Source organism: Treponema sp. OMZ 788, from assembly GCF_024181245.1.
Lineage (GTDB): Bacteria > Spirochaetota > Spirochaetia > Treponematales > Treponemataceae > Treponema_B.
Genome location: NZ_CP051199.1, coordinates 1,831,338 through 1,850,504, shown reverse-complemented (window position 1 = coordinate 1,850,504; position 19,167 = coordinate 1,831,338). Strand labels below are relative to the sequence as shown.

Genomic DNA, 19,167 nt, shown 5'->3' with positions numbered 1-19,167 from the left:
ACTACTTGCCTATAGAGGTAATAATGAATATTAGGAGATTTTTATGAAAAAAATTAAAGCTCTATTCATGTTTTTTGCAGTCTGCCTGTTTCCAATCTTTTCGGATAATAGCTCGGATACAGATAGTATAGAAAAAAAGCTCTCAGAGATTCTTGAGCCGAAAATAGCCTCCGAGCTTGTTCAAAAAAAAGAAATAATAAAGCTGAAATATGGGGCTTCAAATATGGAACCCGAAATGCAGCCTGTTTCGGCTCTTTCGGAAAAAATGTCCCATTTATTGTCAAAAAATAAGCCTGCTTTTTCCGGGGAGTTTTTGTCTTTGTATAAAAAAAATGGGCCGAATACTCCTGATGTTTCCAAGATATTGCGTCACATATCGGGTCTTGAGGGTATTGAGTATTTTTCAAATACTAGGCAGGAGATGAGAACTCTGTACTTGACTTCCCATGCTGTAAAAGAGGTTAAAACCTCGGATGGTGTTGTTTATGAGCGTATTGATGATCCCTTAAATGAAGAATTTGATGGTTTGGAAGTTTTTGCTCGGCATATCGATCACACATTTGGAGATAACATATATAAGTATCGTTATTTTAAAAATAATAGTGATGTAGGTATGGTATGCACAAATAAGCAAAAGATTATATACTCAGATTTTAAACTTATTTCTCTTCCTGCTGAAGATATGATAGTATCTATGACTGTTTACGATCTTGATGATTATATTTTAATCTATAGCTCAATGCAGGCAAAATTTCCTATAATTCCTTTTGTAGGAAACAAAATAAAAAGATCTTTTTCTGCCAGACTGACAGCTATTTATACTTGGTTTATAAGTGAATATAAACTTGCCGAACAAGATCTTGACTATTATTTAAAAAGAAAAAAGGAATAATTGAAATGAAAAAATTTTTAATAATAATAATTGCAATTTTGTTTATGATTTTGGTTGCAGGGACGGCTGCGGCTATTATAATAACAAATTCTAACTCAGATAAAGGAGATAAAAAAATGAGTAGTTCAGATTTAAAGAATGTACAAGCTCTAAAAGAAGACGGCCTATATGCCGTTATAGATACGGATAAGGGCATGATTGTACTAAAGCTTTTTTATAAAGAAACGCCCTTAACTGTTTGTAACTTTGTAGGCCTTGCTGAAGGTTTTCTTGATGCTGCAAAGGGCAAGCCTTTTTATGACGGACTTACCTTTCACAGGGTAATAGCAGATTTTATGATTCAGGGCGGCGATCCTACCGGAACAGGTTCAGGCGGTCCCGGTTATAGATTCCCCGATGAAATTGTTGAAACCTTAAAACATGACGGCCCCGGGATTTTGTCCATGGCTAATGCAGGTCCCGGTACTAACGGTTCCCAGTTTTTTATTACCCATGTTGAAACTCCTTGGCTTGACGGTAAGCACACCGTTTTCGGAAAAGTAGTTGAAGGCCAAAATGTCGTAGATGCAATTCAACAAGGCGACAAGATGAAAACGATCAAAATTGTAAGAACAGGCGATGAAGCAAAATCGTTTAAAGCTGATCAAGAAGCCTTTTATAAGTACCTCGCCGCAACTAAGGAAAGCGAAAAACGCAAAGCAGAGGCTCTTGCAAAAAAAATGGAAGATTTGATTAAAACAAAATATCCTCCTGCAAAGTTGGATGACGACGGGGTATATTCCTTTGTTATAAAACAAGGTAAGGGAGATACCCCAAAGCAAGGACAAACTTTAACAATGAAATATAAGGGTTCCCTTTTAGAAAATGGAAAGGTCTTTGATGATTCCGATATGCACAAGCCGTTAGATTTCCCTGTAGGAACAGGCCGTCTTATTCCCGGTTTTGATTCTCAAGCCGGCAAAATGACCTTGGGAGAAAAAAGGATTATAATTATTCCTCCGCATCTTGCCTATGGTGAAGCCGGTGCAGGCGGAGTTATACCTCCCAATGCCTATTTGGTTTTTGAACTTGAATTATTGAATATAAAATAAGGAGTTATTTATGAGAGTAAATTTTATTAAAAAAGCTGTTTTATTATTGTGTGTTTCATTACTTGTTTTTGTGTCTTGTGCAAAAGAAAATGTAAGTGAAAAGTCCAGTTCTGTAAAAACCGAAAAAACAGATGATGTATCAAAAGAATCTTCCAAAAAAGCTGAGGAAGATGTAAAAGTAGAAGGCGTTATCTATGTTCATCGTGCAGGGCTTTATATCGAGACTGAGGACGGTAAAATGAAATGGACGGCAGAAGCTTCATTGGGCGATAAAGCCTTATACCTAGGAGAAAAAAAAGAAGCTCAAAGAACTGATGGACAAAAGCGTGTATTCTTTCATATTTCTTTAAAAGATAAAGAATATTGGATTCAAGACTACTGTTATGAGCCGAATACAGTGACGGCCTTTATTTCTTCTACGGATACGGTCCTATACAAATCGGATTCTTTAACGGCAGTCACCGATGAAATCATACCTCAATATTTTATTGTTGCTGTTTATAAAGATAGCCTAAACACTAAATTCGTAAAAATTGCAGCATATTGTCCTGAGTTGATAACATCCTGGGTAGTGAAGGAAAAGTATTTAAAACGGGAAACTGTTGAGCTTGAAACGCCGAGTGTCGATGCTATGGTTCTTGCACAAATTGCAATGGAAACTCAAAGTGAAACAAGCAGAGCCGAACTTTTTCAAAATGCTATCGAAATGAATTCCAGATATAGTGATGATATAGCAATTTTACAAAATCTTGCTCAAGTGATGGATTCTGAGGCTGCTTTTTTAAAGAAGCTTGAGGCCGAAAAAAGTTGACAAAAAATTTACAGCAAAACAAGATATTGATCTTTTAAGTATTCCTACTGTAGACGGAGATGTAAGGATATTGGCATCTGTAAAGGCCGATACCATTCTTTCTGCTGCAAAGAAGGTTGTCATTGCTGAAAGTGACGGCTCTCAATCCGAATGGTACTATGTACAGCACAAGCAAAAAAAAGGTTGGATTCAGGCATCATACCTTCAAGAAAAATAATTTGTTTTTGTTTAACGAAAACCGTCTTGGCTTTAAAAAGGCAGGACGGTTTTGTTTTAGATTAGTGCCCTAAGTTAAAATGAATTTTAATTTTTTTAATCTTTCCGATTTTATTTTTTCACGCCTTAATTTTTTTGTTCTATTTTTTGCAATCATTCTTGATTTTATCTTGGGCGACCCTTATTCTTTTCCTCATCCTGTAAAATTTATTGGAAGCTTGATAAAAAAAGAAGAAGCTCTTGCCCGCTTTTGTTTTAAGTCCCGAAGAGGTCTAAAGTTTGCAGGACTTTTAATTGCTTTTTTCAATATTGGTTTTACTTTTTGTCTTGTATTTTTCTTTTTAAAATTATTATATCCTTACAAGGTTTTATACCTTATTTTTGCCGTGTGGATCAGCTATACCTGCCTTGCAGCCAGATGCCTTCAAGAAGAGTCTATAAAAGTTTTTAAGGCCCTGCGGATTAGTCTTGAAAAAGGCAGAAGACAAATTGCAAATATTGTAGGCAGGGATACGGAGTCTTTGGACGAAAAGGGTGTTAGCCGTGCCTGTGTTGAAACCATTGCCGAGAATACAAGCGACGGTGTTATAGCCCCATTGTTTTTTATGATGCTTTTAGGTCCGGCAGGAGGAATCGCCTATAAGGCTGTAAATACCATGGATTCTATGCTCGGTTATAAAAATGAAAAATATGCCGACTTAGGTTTTTTTCCGGCAAAGATTGACGACCTTGTAAACTATCTTCCGGCCCGACTTTCGGCCTTGCTCATTCTTGCAGGTTCTTTTTTTTGTAAACTGCGAGAGCAGGGGCAAGACGGCTCACAAAAGAAAGCTTCAAGCAAAATAATGTCAAAACTAGCTGTAATAAAAACGGGTTTTAAGATTTGGCGGCGGGATTCCAGAAAGCACTCAAGCCCTAATTCCGCTCATCCTGAAAGTGCTGCTGCAGGGCTTTTAGGTTTGAGGCTAGGCGGCCCGAATTATTACGGCGGAGTTCTTGTCGATAAACCCTTTATCGGGGATGAGTTTTTTGAAATTGAAGATGAGGATATAAAAAGATGCATACAGTTAATGTATGCATCCGAGCTTCTTCTGTTTGGGTTTTATTCGCTATTATTTTTCAGGGATATCTTTTCGATTTTTAGCTATTTTTGAAATAAGACCGTATTCTACAGATTCTTCGGCATTTAGCCAACAATCCCTGTCGGTATCCTTTGCAACCTTTTTTTCATCAGTGCCTGTTTCTTCTGCAATGAGCTTGTTTATTTTGACTCTCATCTTTTCAAGTTCTTTAGCGTGTATTTCAATTTCGGTTGCAACGCCTTTTATGCCGGATAGGGGCTGATGGATGAGGTAGTGGCTGTTAGGCATACCGAAACGGCGTTCTTTGCTTGCTGCAAGAAGTATGATAGAGGCGGCACTGGCAACGAGGCCCATGCCTATTGTGTATACCGGAGCCTTGATAAATCTTATCATATCGAAGATTGCAAAGCCTGCATCGGCATCTCCTCCGGGGGAATCGATATAAATGTATATAGGCTTTGTTGCAGAAAGGGATTCCATGAGCAAAAGCTGGCGTACAATTTTTTCGGAAAGCTCCTTATTTATTTCTCCTGCTAAAATTATCTGGCGTGTATTAAGAAATTTTTGAATCAAAGCATCTTCATCGTTTGTTTTATTTTTTTTGTTTTCGCTTGTTTCATTTATAAAGTTCATGTAAGCTCCTAAAATTTTTTCGTTTACAAAAACTAATATACAAAAAATTTAAACTATTGTACAGGGGGGGACTTTACCGATTTTTGCCGGTTTTTCAATAAAATTATTATTTACTTTTGTTATAATTATTATTAACATAAATTATTGACAATTTTGAATTTAATTCTTGACAAATTAATATATGTATGATAAATTTTATAAATCAGCCGTTTTTGTGTGCGTGTCATTTTTTCCCTTCAATTTAATGGCTAATACTTTTATTTTTAGGAAAGTTGTTTTTATGAAAAACTTAAGCACTAAATCTGTTTTTTGTTTATTGTTTTCTGTTTTCTGTTTTAATATTTACAAGCGGCTGCTCAAGTGTGTGGAGTAAGAAATACAAAGACGATGCCGGTGTAATGTACGGGATGATATACGACGAGAATGAAGAAGGTGTTTCCACTGTAAGCGTAAAAGTGAACGGGTGGTTAAAGGCTGTTTCTGACGGACAGGGGCGGTTTATCTTAAAATTTTTATATGCAGACATACAGGATAAAAAAGAGCAAAAAATCGAATTTGAAAAAGAAGGCTATGAGAAAATAGAAGAGGCCTTTTATTATGAGCCGATGAGCCTATTGCATATAAAGATGGAAAGCGGAGAAGAGATAATAAAAAAAGCTGAAACAGCCATAGATGAAAAAGAATATGTAAGGGCAGAAGAATTGCTTGAAAGATCTATAAAGATAGAAGAGTATCGGGATGAAAGCCTTTTTTTAAAAGCAGTGATTAGATATAAAGAATGTAAGAAAAAAGAAGCTGAGCAATTATTGGATATGATGAAACTAAAAGACAATATTTATGTAAAAAAGTTAAAGGAACGGCTGAAATAAAGCTGTAGATACTGAAATTAAAATGAAAGAAAGAAACGCTTTTATTGCAGAACTTATTTTTTTTATCATAACACTCACTGTTCTTTTTTATAATATACATTATCTAAAACTATTAGATAATAAATTAAGCAATATCGGGAAAGAATTTGAAAATAAGCTTGCAAATTATATCGAAAAAAATGATAGTGTTTATGAAAAATTGAACAAAGATATGGAAAAACTATATAAAGAATTAAATGATGCTAAGATTGAGCTGACGAAGTTTTTAAACAATGAGAATAAGAATTTATATGTAAAAATGGATAATATTTAAAAAAATCAAAAAGACTTAAAAATCGATAAAGAAAAGCAGGAGGTAAAACTCCTTTATGCGGAAAGTTATCTTTCTAAAAAAGAGGGAGAAGCTTACATATCCAACGGCAACATCATGGCCGAAAAAGACGGGCCATTCACAGACAAAGAAGATTTTACGTTTACCTACTCATACTTTGCAGAACACGACGTGTATGGAATAGACTACGGCTTTGGCCTTGAACCTCCCGAAGAAGACCCCGCAAACCTGGAAGGAGGCATAAGCACAGGAAGCGGAATACAAGGCGGTTACCGAAGAGACTACACATGGAACGAACGCAACCTATTGGTAAAATTGGACGATAAGTTAAACACAGTAATATACCGCTAGGGAGAAGACGGCCAAAGAGCATTAAAATTTACACAACAGAGTAACAACGAGACACTGTATTTTAATAACTTTTATTCGGTACACCAAGTCGCCCATGAACCTAATCATGAGCACGGATTACGAGTAAGCAAACACATCTTTGTCGGAAACTCAAGATTAGTAACCGCTATGACACATGCGGATAATAATGGAGACACAACGGAACAAACTGAAAAACGTTACTACTACCACGCAGATCACCTGCAAAGTGCACAGTTTATAACAAATGCCAAAGGCGAACAGTACGAACATATAGAATATACACCATACGGGGAACTCTGGATAGAGGAAACGGCACCAGGGATTGATAAGTTACCGTTTAGGTTTACGGGGAAAGAGCTTGACGAAGAAACAGGTTTATACTACTATGGAGCAAGGTACTTGGATCCGAAGTATAGTCGGTGGTTAAGCGGGGATCCTGCATTAAACGATTACATACCAAAGGCTACCATTGATGACGAAGCAAAGAAACACAACGAGAACCTGCCGGGAATGGGAGGTGTTTTTAATACCGTCAATCTTCATGTGTATCATTATGCAGGAAATAATCCGGTTAAGTATGTGGATCCGGATGGGGATAAAATACTGGATGTTAGTACAACGTTGTTTCAAGAAAGCGGTGGTAATACTCGCCTTGGATGGAATGGTGGAACTATTGCTGGATATGGATGTGTGTTAACTGCTTATACTAGAATTGCAAATGCTATTATAAGAGAAGAATACAACTATCTCGATAATGATTTTATTAATGTAGAATCATCAAATCTATTTGCTACAGCTTATTCTATTTATGAGGGTGTTAATGAGAATTTGCTTTGTAATAACTCCAGCGGACCTGAGCTTATAAATTTTATCGCTTCAATATTTACTGATGGAACTACTTCAGAATTTGCTTTTAGTGTACAAGGAAGTTCTCTTAATTTTTATGGTAAGTTATTGGAAAATTTGAAATCATCAGATAGGACTTATGCGGTTACAATTCGCTTAAGCAGTGGTCATACAGTCAACTTAAATTCTGATGGAATTCAAAAAGACAGCAATGGAAATTATACATTAAAAATAAATAATACAAGTGAAAATTCTAATCACAATTATTGGAGACCTAATGGAATGACTAGTGATGTTATTGATAATAGTGATTATATTTTACGTATTGATATTTTTTCAATTAGTGAATAAATTTTATTTAGAGAGAGGTATTACATGATGAAAAAAATTATCTTATTTTGGTTTACTTTGTTTATATTGTCTTCTTGTAATGATGAGAAATCTAATATTGATTCTAACGAACTTGTAAAAGAAAAACCTGATTCCGGTATTCTTGGAATGAGCGACAAAAATAATCAAGATTCTCTTGAAGTTGATGAGAAAAGCTCAAAAAAAGTCAAACAACCTGATTATGATCTTACATTACCTTTAGAAGGTTCTATTTCTTTATTTCCTACCGAACCTGATCATCTTAAAAACGGTCCTAAATATAAAAGTTTGATTTCTAGAAAAAGATGGGCAAAAAAAGGGATAGAAAGAATGATAGAGGAGTTTTCTGCTGATGGTGATAATTGGGGACGAGTATATACTCTTGATGATGTAGGCAAGGCTGAATTAAAGATTGCAAAGCTGTTTAATAAAACCGGGCAAGTTTTAATAGAACTGGAAGATGTGCCGTATATAAATATTTATCCTTGGAATATTAATGAATATGATGAAAAAGACCGTATGATCCGCACTAATTATTCAACATTGAATGTTGATATACCGCCCTTTACAGAAAATTTTTATAAGGAATTAGAGTCAAAAAAAAGCCGTGGATATAGATTGTACGAATATATAGAGATTGACGGTGTAGAAGATAGATTACTATGTTCAATATACGACCATGATTCTAAAGATAAAAAACTAGTTGAAGAAAATAAGCTTGTATATAAATACTCTTCATTGGATACGCTTATAGAAAAAATGAAAATCGGAGAAGCTGTCAATATTCCGGACTTAGATTCAACCTTTTTATTTTATTTTAATGAAAAAAACTTATTGCAGGAAATAGAACCTAATAGCTATAGAGGCTGGTCATGTTCGAATATTGAATATGATGGCAATGATAGAATACTTGGTGCTGTCTTTGATTTTGGAAATCCAAATTATATTGAACACTATTTATTTACAAAACATGATAGTTATGGAAATTGGATTGAAGCTGATGTGTATGTCAATGATGATGAAGAAATGTCATATAGCATATTAAGAGAAATAGAATATTATTAAATTATAGTGTTATAATAAAACTATGAAACCAAAACTTTGTATTTGTTCACAGCCTAATTATCTCATTCGGACAGCGATTGAAGCAGAAATCCTTTTTGCGGTTTGCATAATCAAAAAGCAAGCTCTGACCAGAGGGAAGATCCTTGCCCATGAAGACAAATGCAGCAAAAAGATTGGAGCGGTATTGGTGCAGCAAGCCGATAGGCGCAGCTTCGAAGCAAGCGCGATGCTCAATTTTGTTTTCTTCGTAATGTTAAAAAACAAAATTGAGCAGTCCGCCGCTCAAAGGTGCTTACGCCCCTTTGAGCGGCGAGTTTTGCCATTCGGCAAAACATCGGGGTTTAAACTTTTAAATTTACTAAACCTCCCCACTGGCAGGACTTTTGGAAATAGGCGGAGCAGTAGTACATTATCCAAACTGTAAATCGTAAAATAATCTTAACGTATCAGTCCCTATTGTACAAGACGTTCCAAAGTTTCAATTTTTCTGTCATCTCGCAGTTTTCGTAACCATCGGTCAGTCTCCATTGCCAGTTTGTACCCAGAGTCGATGGAGCGTTCATTCTTGCTTCCGAATTTAAAAATAAAAGATCCTGCATCTGAACGCCAGCAAAATCGGCGACGGAAGAAAATGTTGTGCGGATTATTTCGGAGGCTAATTCTTTTTTAAATTCAAAAGTTTGTAAAATAGAGCAAATCCTTTCATCCTCTTTTTTTCCGTAAAGATAGGTATAAATAAATTTCAGCATCTCCTCGGAAGAACCTTCAAGCCAACCCATGATGGTGTCGTTATCGTGGGAGCCGGTATATACGGCAGAATTTTTTTTGTGGTTATGAGGCAGATAGGGGTTAGTCAGTTTTTCTCCTTTTAATTCGTTTAGGTCGAAGGCAAATTGCAGTATCTTCATCGTCGGAAAATGAAAATCATCCCGCAGGCGGGCGACCTCAGGAGTTATTACACCAAGGTCTTCGGATAAAATAGGGAGCTCTGCCCTGTATTTTTCATCCAACGAAATCAGATCCTTTTGTACTTCTTCAAAAAAATGATGGTCAGGTCCCTTAACCCATTTTCCTTCTTGTGCTGTTTGTGCCCCTTGAGGAATTGCCCAAAAGGCTTCAAAGCCTCTAAAGTGATCTAACCTGATTATGTCAAAAAGTTTTAAGGTGTGCCGTATGCGGCTCTTCCACCAAAGGTAGCCGTCTTTTTTCATCTTAGCCCAGTCGTAAAGGGGGTTACCCCAGAGCTGTCCTGTAGGGCTGAAAAAATCGGGAGGTACTCCGGCAACGGCCTTAGGTTTAGCTTCCTTGTCCAGTAAAAATAATTTTTGATTTTGCCAAACATCGGCCGAATCCATTGCCGCAAATATCGGAATGTCGCCTACAAGTTGTATGCCGTTTTCTTCAGCATATTCTTTTAATTTTTTCCACTGCGAAAAAAAGAAAAAACTGTATAATCTTTTGGATTTCATACTCTTCGGAGTGCTCGTTTAAAAATTCTTGAACAGGTTTTTCTTTATTTAAGGCAAGAGGTTTAGGCCAAACACCGCTCCAAATTCCTTGAGGCAGATTTTCTTTATTTGCTCTATCTTCATAGTCTTCTTTAATTGTCATAAAGGCGGCATAGCCGTCCAGCCAAAAATTTTCTTCTTGATAGAATTTTTCAAGTTCTTCTTTTAAAAATGAGTCCGTTTTTATTTTTTGTGATAAGAATGCTGCGGCTTTTTTTAGCATCCTTGTTTTATGATAATGGATCAAACCGAAGTCAACTCTTTCAGGATTAGTATTTTCGTGTACTATTTTTTTGTATTCGTTAAAATCTTTATCTTGTAAAAAGCCTTTTTCATAAAGAGCTTCAAGGCTTATAAGATATGGGTTTCCTGCAAAGGCCGAAAAAGATGCATAGGGAGAATCTCCGTAACCTGTGGGGCCTATAGGAAGCATCTGCCAAATTCCTGTCCTTGTTGTTTTTAACCAATCTATAAAGGCAAAAGCTTCTTTGCCTATTGTACCTACTCCTTCATTATTCGGAAGAGATGTAGGATGTAAGATGATGCCTGAAAGTCTTTTCATTTGTTTTCCTCCGTTATCAATCTATAGTTTTCTGCTATGTAAAATATAATTCCCGTAATTCCCGGAAATACAAACAGGGCAGGGAATGAAATTAATAATTTTAAGGTGCTTAAAAATATTATCTTATATGTAAAAAAAGAATCTTCAAAAAAAAGATAAAAGGATTTTTTTAAGTTTGCGATTGTGCCTTCATTTTTATTTTGAAAAGAAGCTATTGCCTGATACCAAAAAAGGGAAAGCTCAAAAATTAAGAAGATAAAAATGATGAGTCCCGATAAAAAATATCCGGTAATAGTTTTTAGGCTTAAAAAATATCTTAATAAAAAAATAAGGCTTAGAATAACCGATAATTTTATTGCAGATAGGGTTAAAGCTTCAGTAAAAGTTTCTTTTAAGCTGTGTATAAGTTTTTTTATTGTTGCCCCATCTTCTTTATAATAGAAAGAATATAAGGCAAAACTCATTATGTGAAAAATTATATAAGCACTTATGTTAAAGCTAAAAGCTGCATAATAATTTTTAGGTAAAATTACCGGCATAAAAATAATCAAAAAAAATATGAGAATAAAAATTAAGTTTAAAAAAAATATTTCTTTTTTCTTTTTTATCATCGTGCCTATTTTGTGTAATTTAAGATTGACGGCATGTTTTAAGTTTCCTGTCTGTCTTAAATCTATCGATTGCAAGTTCAATCAAGTGCATAATAAGCTCATTGTATGGAAGGCCTGAAGCTCCGCACATTTTAGGAAACATCGAAATTGAGGTAAAGCCGGGAATAGTGTTTACCTCGTTTAAGTATATCTTTCCGGTTCTTTTATCGATAAAAAAATCTACACGGGAAAGGCCTGAAAGATCCAAGGCTTCATAGGCCTTGATAGCTGTTTCTCTGATTGTTTTTCTTTGACTCTCGGTTAAGTCGGCCGGAATCTTTAACTCAGCTCCGTTAGGATCAGTATACTTTGCTTCATAGTCATAAAATTTATGGGTAGGAATTATTTCTCCCGGAATGTAGGCTATCGTTTTTGTGTTACCTGTAACTGAACATTCTACTTCTCTCGCTTCAATACAGGCTTCAATTAAAATTTTATTATCCCATAAAAAAGATTCTTCTGCCTGCTCCAAAAGTTCTGTTCTGTTTTTTACCATTCCGGCTCCTACAGAGCTTCCTGCCCTGCAGGGTTTTATAAAGAGGGGATATTCCAAATCCTTTTCGGCTCTTGCCAAGAGAGCTTTTTTCTTTTCGGGATCATCCCAGTCCTGTTTTTTGATTGCTATGTAAGGCACGATGGGAAGACCCGAATAATCCCAAATCATCTTTGTTTTTTCCTTATCCATTGATATGCTTGTGGACATTACATCGCCCCCTACATAGGGGAGATCTGCCATTTCAAATAGACCTTGGATTGTGCCGTCCTCGCCGAATCTTCCGTGTAAAACGGCAAAGACTGCATCGGTCGGTAAAAACTCGTCTCCTGCTTTTAAGCCTTTTTTTGTGCCTCCTCCCGGAATAAGGGTTACTCTTTTTGCTTCATCTTTTTTTATTTTTAAAACGGCCTTTTCGTTTTTTATAATGCGTTCTCTTTCTGCGTCATCATGTAAATACCATGCTCCGGTTTTGGAAATTCCTATAAGGTGAAGCCTGTGTTTTTTATCTATTGTTCTTATAATCGATGATGCTGATTTTAAAGAAACCTCATGCTCGCTGGATTTTCCGCCGTAGATGATTGCTATATTCATATTTACTCTCCATAAGAACTATTTTAGCATTATTTTGTAAGATTTGCAATGAGGGCGGATTAAACCCCATTAACAGTTTCAATACCCTTATACGCAATCTCATTTTTATTATCCGATAAAAAAACTTCTAAGATGCTGATTGCCGAATTTTTAGGAGCAAATTTATTTCTTAAAGAAAAAATTATCCAAGGCCCAGGCGAGAGCCATAGTTATTGTGCCGTAGTGTGTTACGATTATGATGTCTTCATCTTTTAAGGCTGTCTCTTCTAAAAATTCTGCAGTTCTTTTAAAATGGTCAAAGGATGTTTCGCCATCAGGAGGGGCTATGGTATCGTTATTTTCGATCCAGTTTTTCGCTTCAATAGGATATTTTGCCTGAGCTTCTTCAAAGGTCAGGCCCTTAAAAATACCGAAATTATATTCTTGAAGTCTTTTATCGGTTTGAATATTTTTAAGCCCTAGGTACTCGGCTGTTTGTAAGGCTCTCTTAAAAGGGCTCGAATAAACCTTAAACGAAGCAAATTCTTTTAGCCTGTGTTTTAACTCGTCAAGCATGGGGTAGGCTTCTTCTGCCAGGGGACTGTCATCTAAGCTGAATATCTTTTTTTTATTTGTTACCGTTATTCCGTGTCTTATTAAAACTATCTTCATATTTTATCCTTATATCTTTATAAAAAAGCTTGAACTTAAAAGAGCAAGCTCCGTTAATTCGACAATAAAACCGTTTACGTCGCCTGTTGTGCCTCCGATCTTTTTGTATGAAATTCTTATTACGATAAATGTTAGAATGAGTGCGATTGCCGGAAAGACTAAATATTTTATACGCTCTGTTAAAATAAAGGCACCTTGAATTTTTGAAAATCCTGCTATCTCAGGAGCAAAAAGCGAAAGGAGGCATACGATTATGAGCCAAAAGAAAAAACCGGCCTTGGAGGCCGCTTTATGAAAGAGGACGCCGAGACCCGTATCCTTTGCAGGCTTTGAAAAAACTACAACCGCCAAACCTGAAAGCCTCGAAATTATTCCAGCTAATATAAGAAGTCCGGCATCGGGCATTATGGTAGAATAATTTATGTATCTAAGAAGCAAAAAAACATTGAGGCCTATTGTTCCATAAGTTCCAATTCTCGGATCCTGCATAATTTCCAATATTTTTTCTTTTTTTCTTGCAGAAAAAAAACCGTCTACGGTGTCTCCAACTCCGTCAAGGTGAATGCTGCCCGTTAAAAACAAGTATAGGAGTAAGCTGAAGAAGCCCGATATTTCAAGATACTTTTGCGGAAGAAAATAGATTGGGATGAGCACAAGGCTTGCAATAATTCCGCCTATAAGAGGGAAAAAATAAAAGGCTCTTTTAATATTTTTTTCGTTAAAGTCGACGTTTATATTTATGGGTATACGTGTAAAAAACTGCAATGCTAAGATAAATCCTTTCATATTGTTTTTCCTTTTTGAATTAAGATTTTATTTTTATCGGCAAACCGCATACGCAGAGCACAACCTCATCTGCAAGTTCGGCAATTTTTGCATTTACTATTCCCTGAATATCCGAAAAAGCTCTTGATACAGGGTGCATGGGTACAATAGATGAGCCTACCTCATTTGTTACAAGAATTAAGGAGCCGTTTATTTTGTTTATTTCTAAAATAAGATTTTTAATTTGGTTTAATGCGGTATCTATTATTTTTTGTATGTCTTCTTCGCTCGGCCGCTCTTTATCTCCCGTTATTTGAAAGAGAACTCGAGAAATTAAATTTGTTATGCAGTCAAGTAAATAGTGCTTTTCTTCTTTTACGGCCTTTTCTAAATTTAAAAAACCTTCGTATGTACGCCATTTTGGGTTGCGTCGTGCAATGTGCTTTTTTACTCTTTCCCGCATTTCATCATCATAGATTTCTGCTGTAGCTATGTAAACAACATTATCGATTCCGTCTAAAAGCTTTTCGGCATAGGCCGATTTTCCGCTTCTTGATCCGCCGGTTATAAGTGTTATCATAAGCAGATTATATCAAAAAAAAAAGAAATTGTTAAGTCTCAATGAAAAACATTAATAAGCTAATGTTTTTGATAAATGGTTTTAAAGCGTTCTATTTTTAAAAAACACCAGCCGCATAAAAAATCCTTTTACAGCGGGAAGACTTTCATAGTAAACCGTTCCATCAGTTTCTTTTACTCTTTCTTCGATAGCTTTTAAGCCTATTCCTTTTTTGATTTCGGTGCAGCCTATACCGTTGTCCTTCATGGTTACTATGAGAGAGGTCTCTGTATAGGAAAAATGAATTGTGATTTTTGAAGCCTTGCCGTATTTTGCCGAATTGGATAAAAACTCCTGTACAGCCTTATATACTGCGTGGCTTTGTTTTTCGTTTAAACTCCAAATATTTTTTGAAAAGGTAAACTGTACATTTATATTTGTCATTTTTTTAAATTCGTTTATGAGGTTATGAATTAAAATTATTGTTTCATACTTGTTATAGTCTATCGGTTTTAATTCTCTCAAAGCAAATCTGACTTCTTCTAAATTTTTTTTGGCAAAGGAATTTAAATCTAAAATCTTTTGGGGTAAATCATCGGTGTTGTTTTTTGCGGCAGCATAGAGTGCATTTAGCTGAATAATCATTGTAGAAAGTCCGTGTCCTACACTGTCGTGTATTTCCCGTGATATGCGGTTTCTTTCCTTTAAGGTCATAAGATCTTCGATCGACTCATTGTATATTTCCAAATCATGAATGGAATTTAAAAGCTCTTCTTTTTGGATATCAAGTTCGTCTATTTTGTTTTGGAAAGAAATAATTTTATTTTGATTGTTTTTAAAATATTCTAAAACTCCTCCGCTTAAAATAAAAAGAGCCGTATAGTTTACTATTGTTCCTATATCAAAATTTCTTAATGAAAATACGCAGACTCCAAGTCCTGCCGTGCCGAGGATATAGGTATAAGGCTTTGAATTATAATAAAAACTATCAATCAAGGGAATTAAAAATAGGAGAAAGGGGATTGCAAGACCGGTAAGGTGCAGAAAAAAACAAAGTATCCAATCGATTAAGCAAAGAATAAAAAAAAGAAAGGTCTTATTATTTATATAGAAAAGTCTAAGATTAAATAAAATAATAAAACAAAGATATAATAAAAATTGAACTCCGCTAAGTTTATCTCCGCTTATGCTTATTTGAATAAGGCTTGATGCTATTAAAAAATAATGAATAAAAATAAAAAACTTATTTTTCATATGCCTGATTATATTATAATAATTAAGATGTTGCAAGATTGGTGTTCAAAAAAGGAGGCAGAAGTTGCCTCCTTTCAATTAATTTATCTCATTATTAAATTCTTTTATTCTCCAGCTGCCTGCCGTAAAAATTGCGGCACTCATTGCCCAAACTATCAAGATATTCGGAAAAAGTTTTTCTTTATCAATCATTTCCATAAGCCAATATAAAGGGGAAAACATGGAAATATTTTTAAATACAGGCGGAATTGAATTAAATGGCATCACTACAATCAGTGCAAGGAAAAACATTACTATCGTAAGGAGGTTTGTCATATTTGATACCAATGGCAGCTGAGATTCCTTTTTAAAAATTCTCGCGACTAAAATGGATATGGAGAGGGCAAAAAAACTTGTTGAAACCACGGCTAAGAATATCAAAGGAAGCCCTGTAATCTCCAGTTTAAATACTATTGTCGCAAAAACAAAAACAACCATGTTTATTACTACCTGAATAAATACAAAGGCCGATAAAAAACTTCCCACTATTTTAAATTCGGAATTGGGGCTTATTATTGCACGTGCAAGCATCTTTGTTTCCCTGAATTTTATTAGATCTGTAGCAATTGCATTTGAGCCGAAAAGTATTATGTACAATACGAGTAAGGTCATCATTTTTAAACCTAGACTTATGATGTTTCCGTTATCTTGAGCTTTAAATACCACATTTATATTGTTGTTTAAAAGACTGTCTTTTTTTTCGGAAAGATCCGAGCTTTTAATAAAGTTATCTAAAAGATAAGCATTTATGCCTAAATTCAAGGCTTGAATTCTATTATCAAGAACAACGCTTTCTTCCGTTTTTAAAATTTCAAGCTCCGGTTTTTCTCCTTTTGAAATCTTTTCGGAAAAATCTTTAGGTATAATTATAAGACCCGGTATTTTTCCCATTGCAAGTTTTTCCTTAGCCTTTTCCAGTTCTTCTTCTCTGTTTTCAGGATGAACCGTAGATTCGGAACCCGAAAAAAAAGTTTTCCATAATTCACCCGCGTCATCTACAAAATAGGCTGTCTCATTCATTTGAACGGTATATTCAGTGCTCTTTTTTGAAGTCTCAGTCTCTTTTGGTTTAAGAATAAATCCTATTATAAGAATCAAAATTATCATCGCAAAAGGAAAAAAAATCAGCATTCCTGTATTTGATATATTTTTCAATATTCTTTTTAACTGTGCTAAAAATAAAATCAAAAATTTTTTCATATCCGCCCCCTTAAATTTCCGTCTTCCTAAAATTTAACATAAGTAAACCAAAAATATAAAATGCCGCACCAAGGGCTAGCATTATAATAAGGCTGCTTAACATTCCTCCAAAAGAATTTTCCACAACAAGATCCTTAAGAGGGGTTGTTATAATTTTGGAAATATTATATTTTAAAAATATTTTTGAAATTTTATTGTCATTTGGAATTGTAAAAAGAACTGTTCCTAAAACTCCAAATATAAAAAATACACCTATTACTATAGTATAGATAATTTCCTTTTTGTTAAAAGTTGTAAGTGAACATGCGATGCTTCCTGTTACAAGTGAAAAACTTAAAGCGTATATAAAAAGCAGAACAGGATTTCCCATAAAAGAAACTTTTAACAATCTAAAAGTTAAAATATAAATTACGATGGCAATAAAAGCTTTTAGTGCCGTGCTTATTATTTGAGCATTAAAGATATAGGTTGAACTTTTAGGTATCGAATTAATACGCAGGGTAAGGCCTACATGCTTTTTCTTATATGCCAAGGTAATAGGCTCCATAACAAACATAAAGAATAACAATATACTTATGGCTATTGCATAGGCTTCATAGCTTGACATACTTTGCAGGGCCGGGTGCATAGTAATTTTTCCTATAGATTTTGAACTTTCTTTTTGAATATTAAGATATTTTTCCATAAGCTCTTGAGATTGCGAAGATGCCGAAATAGCCTTAGTTATTTTATGATTCCCGTTGATGGAACTGCTTATGTTTTTAATTATATTTGATAAAACCATAATTGCTGCAGAAGACTTTTCTTTTCCGATAATTAAAATATCAAAGTCTTTGTTTTCTTCTACAGAATTTTGATAGCCTTTAGGAATCTTAATTGTGTATTTTGCACTTTGTTCCTCTTCAATTTTTATGAAGTTTTTTAAGATATCCGAATTTAAAATACCGGTCAGCTGTTCCGATAATGCGGATTTGTCTTCATCGTTTAGAAAAACCGGAATAGCCTTTTCGTTTGTTTCGGCTTTAAAATCAGATTTTCGCAAAAAACCGTTGTAGCCGACAAAAAGTATAGGCAAACAAAGGTAAACCAAAAAAAAGGTAATGAAGTTATCTTTTATCGCTATAAGTGTAATTTTTAAAAATGCTTTCATCTTTTCTCCTATAAAAACTTTTTGTAGCAAATATCAATTTGCGAAAAAAGTTTTTTCACGCAGTTTGTTTACAAACTGCATATAATAATGCGATGTTTTGTGCTTTGCACAAAACTCGAAGATAAACAGTGAGGCTGAATTTCTGCCGAACTGTTTATCGAATCTCCTCAATTTATTCGCGCAATTTTTTTCCGGTAAGCTGTAAGAAAACCTCGCCTAAATTAAGCTCATTTATTTGTAAGGCTTTGATTACGGCTCCTGATGTTTGTAAAATCCTTATGACCTCATCAAGATTGACCTTTTCTCTTTCATATAGGATATTTAGCTTTTCTCCTGTCTGCTCTACATTTAAGGCTCCGTCAAGAATGCGGATTTTTTCTATCAGCTCTTCATTTATATTTTCTGTCCTTATTTCGAGGGTTACGGTGCCGTTGGCCTTTTCCTTTACGGAATTAAGGGAGCCGTAGGCAATCTCTCTGCCCTCATCGATTACAAAGATATTTTTGCAAAGCTCTTCAACCTCTTCCATGTAATGCGAAGTGTAAAGAATTGTAGTCTTGTCTTGTGAATTTATTTTGTGCAAGTACTCGAAGATATTATTTCTGGATTGAGGATCAATACCTACCGTAGGCTCATCCAAGATTAAAAGACGGGGCTTATGCATGATTGCCGCTGCAAGGTTTAATCTTCTTTTCATTCCTCCGGAAAATTTTTTCACCTTTTCTTTTTTCTTTTCTGTTAAGCCGACTACTTCCAAGACCTCGTTTACAGCTTCTTTTAGCATTTTTCCTGAAAGGCCGTAAAGGCTTGCAAAAAAATTGAGGTTGTCGATTGCCGATATATCCTCCGATAAGGCAAGTTCCTGCGGTACGAGGCCGATAAGTTTCTTTGCCTCTATCGGATTTTTTTTGATATTATGTCCGCCTATAAGGACTTCTCCGTTTAGCGGATCCAAGATTCCCGTTATGATATTTATCAGGGTCGATTTTCCGGCTCCGTTAGGGCCTATAAGGCCGAACATATCTCCTTCTTCAATATCGAAGGAAACATTTGAAAGAACTTGTTTTTTTCCGTATTTTTTTGTTATATCTTTCACTTCCAATATTTTCATAAATTGCTCCTTTCTGTAATGATTGTCTTCATTTTAATTTATTTCGGTTAAAAT

At 35.0% G+C, this 19,167-nt stretch carries 18 protein-coding genes and 3 pseudogenes; 10 read left to right on the top strand and 11 right to left on the bottom strand.

Annotated features, from left to right (window positions below):
- Window positions 1–43 precede the first annotated feature (43 nt).
- The 5 genes from E4O00_RS09100 to cbiB all read left to right on the top strand — a co-directional run bounded on the left by E4O00_RS09100 (window position 44) and on the right by cbiB (window position 4,164).
- On the top strand, window positions 44–892 hold the full coding sequence (locus E4O00_RS09100) for a DUF6675 family protein (RefSeq protein ID WP_253677060.1): 849 nt from the start codon (window positions 44–46) through the stop codon (window positions 890–892).
- Between the two features lie 5 nt (window positions 893–897).
- Window positions 898–1,983, top strand: coding sequence for a peptidylprolyl isomerase (locus E4O00_RS09095; protein ID WP_253677059.1), 1,086 nt, complete (start codon window positions 898–900; stop codon window positions 1,981–1,983).
- A gap of 10 nt (window positions 1,984–1,993) precedes the next feature.
- The gene (locus tag E4O00_RS09090) at window positions 1,994–2,794 is read left to right on the top strand and encodes a hypothetical protein (RefSeq protein ID WP_253677058.1); all 801 of its coding nucleotides are present in this window, start codon (window positions 1,994–1,996) and stop codon (window positions 2,792–2,794) included.
- Window positions 2,775–3,011, top strand: a complete 237-nt coding sequence (locus E4O00_RS09085; RefSeq protein ID WP_253677057.1) for an SH3 domain-containing protein — start codon at window positions 2,775–2,777, stop codon at window positions 3,009–3,011. The genes E4O00_RS09090 and E4O00_RS09085 overlap by 20 nt, the downstream gene beginning before the upstream one ends.
- A gap of 79 nt (window positions 3,012–3,090) precedes the next feature.
- Complete coding sequence (cbiB, locus tag E4O00_RS09080; RefSeq protein ID WP_253677056.1) at window positions 3,091–4,164, top strand: adenosylcobinamide-phosphate synthase CbiB; 1,074 nt, start codon at window positions 3,091–3,093, stop codon at window positions 4,162–4,164.
- On the opposite strand, the gene E4O00_RS09075 is transcribed toward cbiB, so the two are convergent.
- On the bottom strand, window positions 4,123–4,725 hold the full coding sequence (locus E4O00_RS09075; protein ID WP_253677055.1) for an ATP-dependent Clp protease proteolytic subunit: 603 nt from the start codon (window positions 4,723–4,725) through the stop codon (window positions 4,123–4,125). The genes cbiB and E4O00_RS09075 overlap by 42 nt on opposite strands.
- A gap of 362 nt (window positions 4,726–5,087) precedes the next feature.
- Here E4O00_RS09075 and E4O00_RS09070 point away from each other — a divergent pair, with 362 nt between their 5' ends.
- The 5 genes and pseudogenes from E4O00_RS09070 (at window position 5,088) to E4O00_RS09045 (ending at window position 9,001) form a co-directional block, all read left to right on the top strand.
- Window positions 5,088–5,594, top strand: coding sequence for a tetratricopeptide repeat protein (locus tag E4O00_RS09070; protein WP_253677054.1), 507 nt, complete (start codon window positions 5,088–5,090; stop codon window positions 5,592–5,594).
- A 22-nt stretch (window positions 5,595–5,616) separates the two neighbouring features.
- Window positions 5,617–5,907 (top strand): hypothetical protein, encoded by a 291-nt coding sequence (locus E4O00_RS09065; RefSeq protein WP_253677053.1) that lies wholly within the window; start codon window positions 5,617–5,619, stop codon window positions 5,905–5,907.
- Between the two features lie 93 nt (window positions 5,908–6,000).
- Window positions 6,001–7,494, top strand: a pseudogene (locus E4O00_RS09055) (RHS repeat-associated core domain-containing protein); the annotation flags it as partial.
- Between the two features lie 24 nt (window positions 7,495–7,518).
- Window positions 7,519–8,577, top strand: coding sequence for a hypothetical protein (locus tag E4O00_RS09050; protein ID WP_253677050.1), 1,059 nt, complete (start codon window positions 7,519–7,521; stop codon window positions 8,575–8,577).
- 22 nt (window positions 8,578–8,599) lie between these two features.
- A complete protein-coding gene (locus tag E4O00_RS09045) occupies window positions 8,600–9,001 on the top strand; it encodes a hypothetical protein (protein ID WP_253677049.1) in 402 nt (133 codons plus the stop codon).
- A gap of 22 nt (window positions 9,002–9,023) precedes the next feature.
- On the opposite strand, the pseudogene malQ reads toward E4O00_RS09045, so the two are convergent.
- The 10 genes and pseudogenes from malQ to E4O00_RS08990 all read right to left on the bottom strand — a co-directional run bounded on the left by malQ (window position 9,024) and on the right by E4O00_RS08990 (window position 19,113).
- Window positions 9,024–10,647 (bottom strand): annotated as a pseudogene (gene malQ / locus E4O00_RS14300) (4-alpha-glucanotransferase).
- Window positions 10,644–11,258 carry a hypothetical protein gene (locus tag E4O00_RS09030; protein WP_253677046.1) on the bottom strand — a complete coding sequence of 205 codons (615 nt, stop codon included), beginning with the start codon at window positions 11,256–11,258 and terminating at the stop codon, window positions 10,644–10,646. The pseudogene malQ and the gene E4O00_RS09030 overlap by 4 nt, the downstream one beginning before the upstream one ends.
- Window positions 11,259–11,277: 19 nt before the next feature.
- Entirely contained in the window at window positions 11,278–12,384 is a 1,107-nt protein-coding gene (locus tag E4O00_RS09025; protein ID WP_253677045.1) for a D-alanine--D-alanine ligase family protein, read from the bottom strand.
- A gap of 59 nt (window positions 12,385–12,443) precedes the next feature.
- Window positions 12,444–13,035: pseudogene (locus tag E4O00_RS09020) on the bottom strand (histidine phosphatase family protein).
- Window positions 13,036–13,044: 9 nt separating this feature from the next.
- Entirely contained in the window at window positions 13,045–13,821 is a 777-nt protein-coding gene (gene cobS / locus E4O00_RS09015; protein WP_253677043.1) for an adenosylcobinamide-GDP ribazoletransferase, read from the bottom strand.
- Window positions 13,822–13,840: 19 nt separating this feature from the next.
- Window positions 13,841–14,380 carry a bifunctional adenosylcobinamide kinase/adenosylcobinamide-phosphate guanylyltransferase gene (cobU, locus tag E4O00_RS09010; RefSeq protein WP_253677042.1) on the bottom strand — a complete coding sequence of 180 codons (540 nt, stop codon included), beginning with the start codon at window positions 14,378–14,380 and terminating at the stop codon, window positions 13,841–13,843.
- A gap of 81 nt (window positions 14,381–14,461) precedes the next feature.
- A complete protein-coding gene (locus E4O00_RS09005) occupies window positions 14,462–15,613 on the bottom strand; it encodes a sensor histidine kinase (protein WP_253677041.1) in 1,152 nt (383 codons plus the stop codon).
- 78 nt (window positions 15,614–15,691) lie between these two features.
- A complete protein-coding gene (locus tag E4O00_RS09000) occupies window positions 15,692–16,852 on the bottom strand; it encodes an ABC transporter permease (protein ID WP_253677040.1) in 1,161 nt (386 codons plus the stop codon).
- Between the two features lie 10 nt (window positions 16,853–16,862).
- Window positions 16,863–18,002 (bottom strand): ABC transporter permease, encoded by a 1,140-nt coding sequence (locus E4O00_RS08995; protein WP_253677039.1) that lies wholly within the window; start codon window positions 18,000–18,002, stop codon window positions 16,863–16,865.
- Window positions 18,003–18,174: 172 nt separating this feature from the next.
- Window positions 18,175–19,113 (bottom strand): ABC transporter ATP-binding protein, encoded by a 939-nt coding sequence (locus E4O00_RS08990; RefSeq protein ID WP_253677038.1) that lies wholly within the window; start codon window positions 19,111–19,113, stop codon window positions 18,175–18,177.
- Window positions 19,114–19,167: the final 54 nt, after the last annotated feature.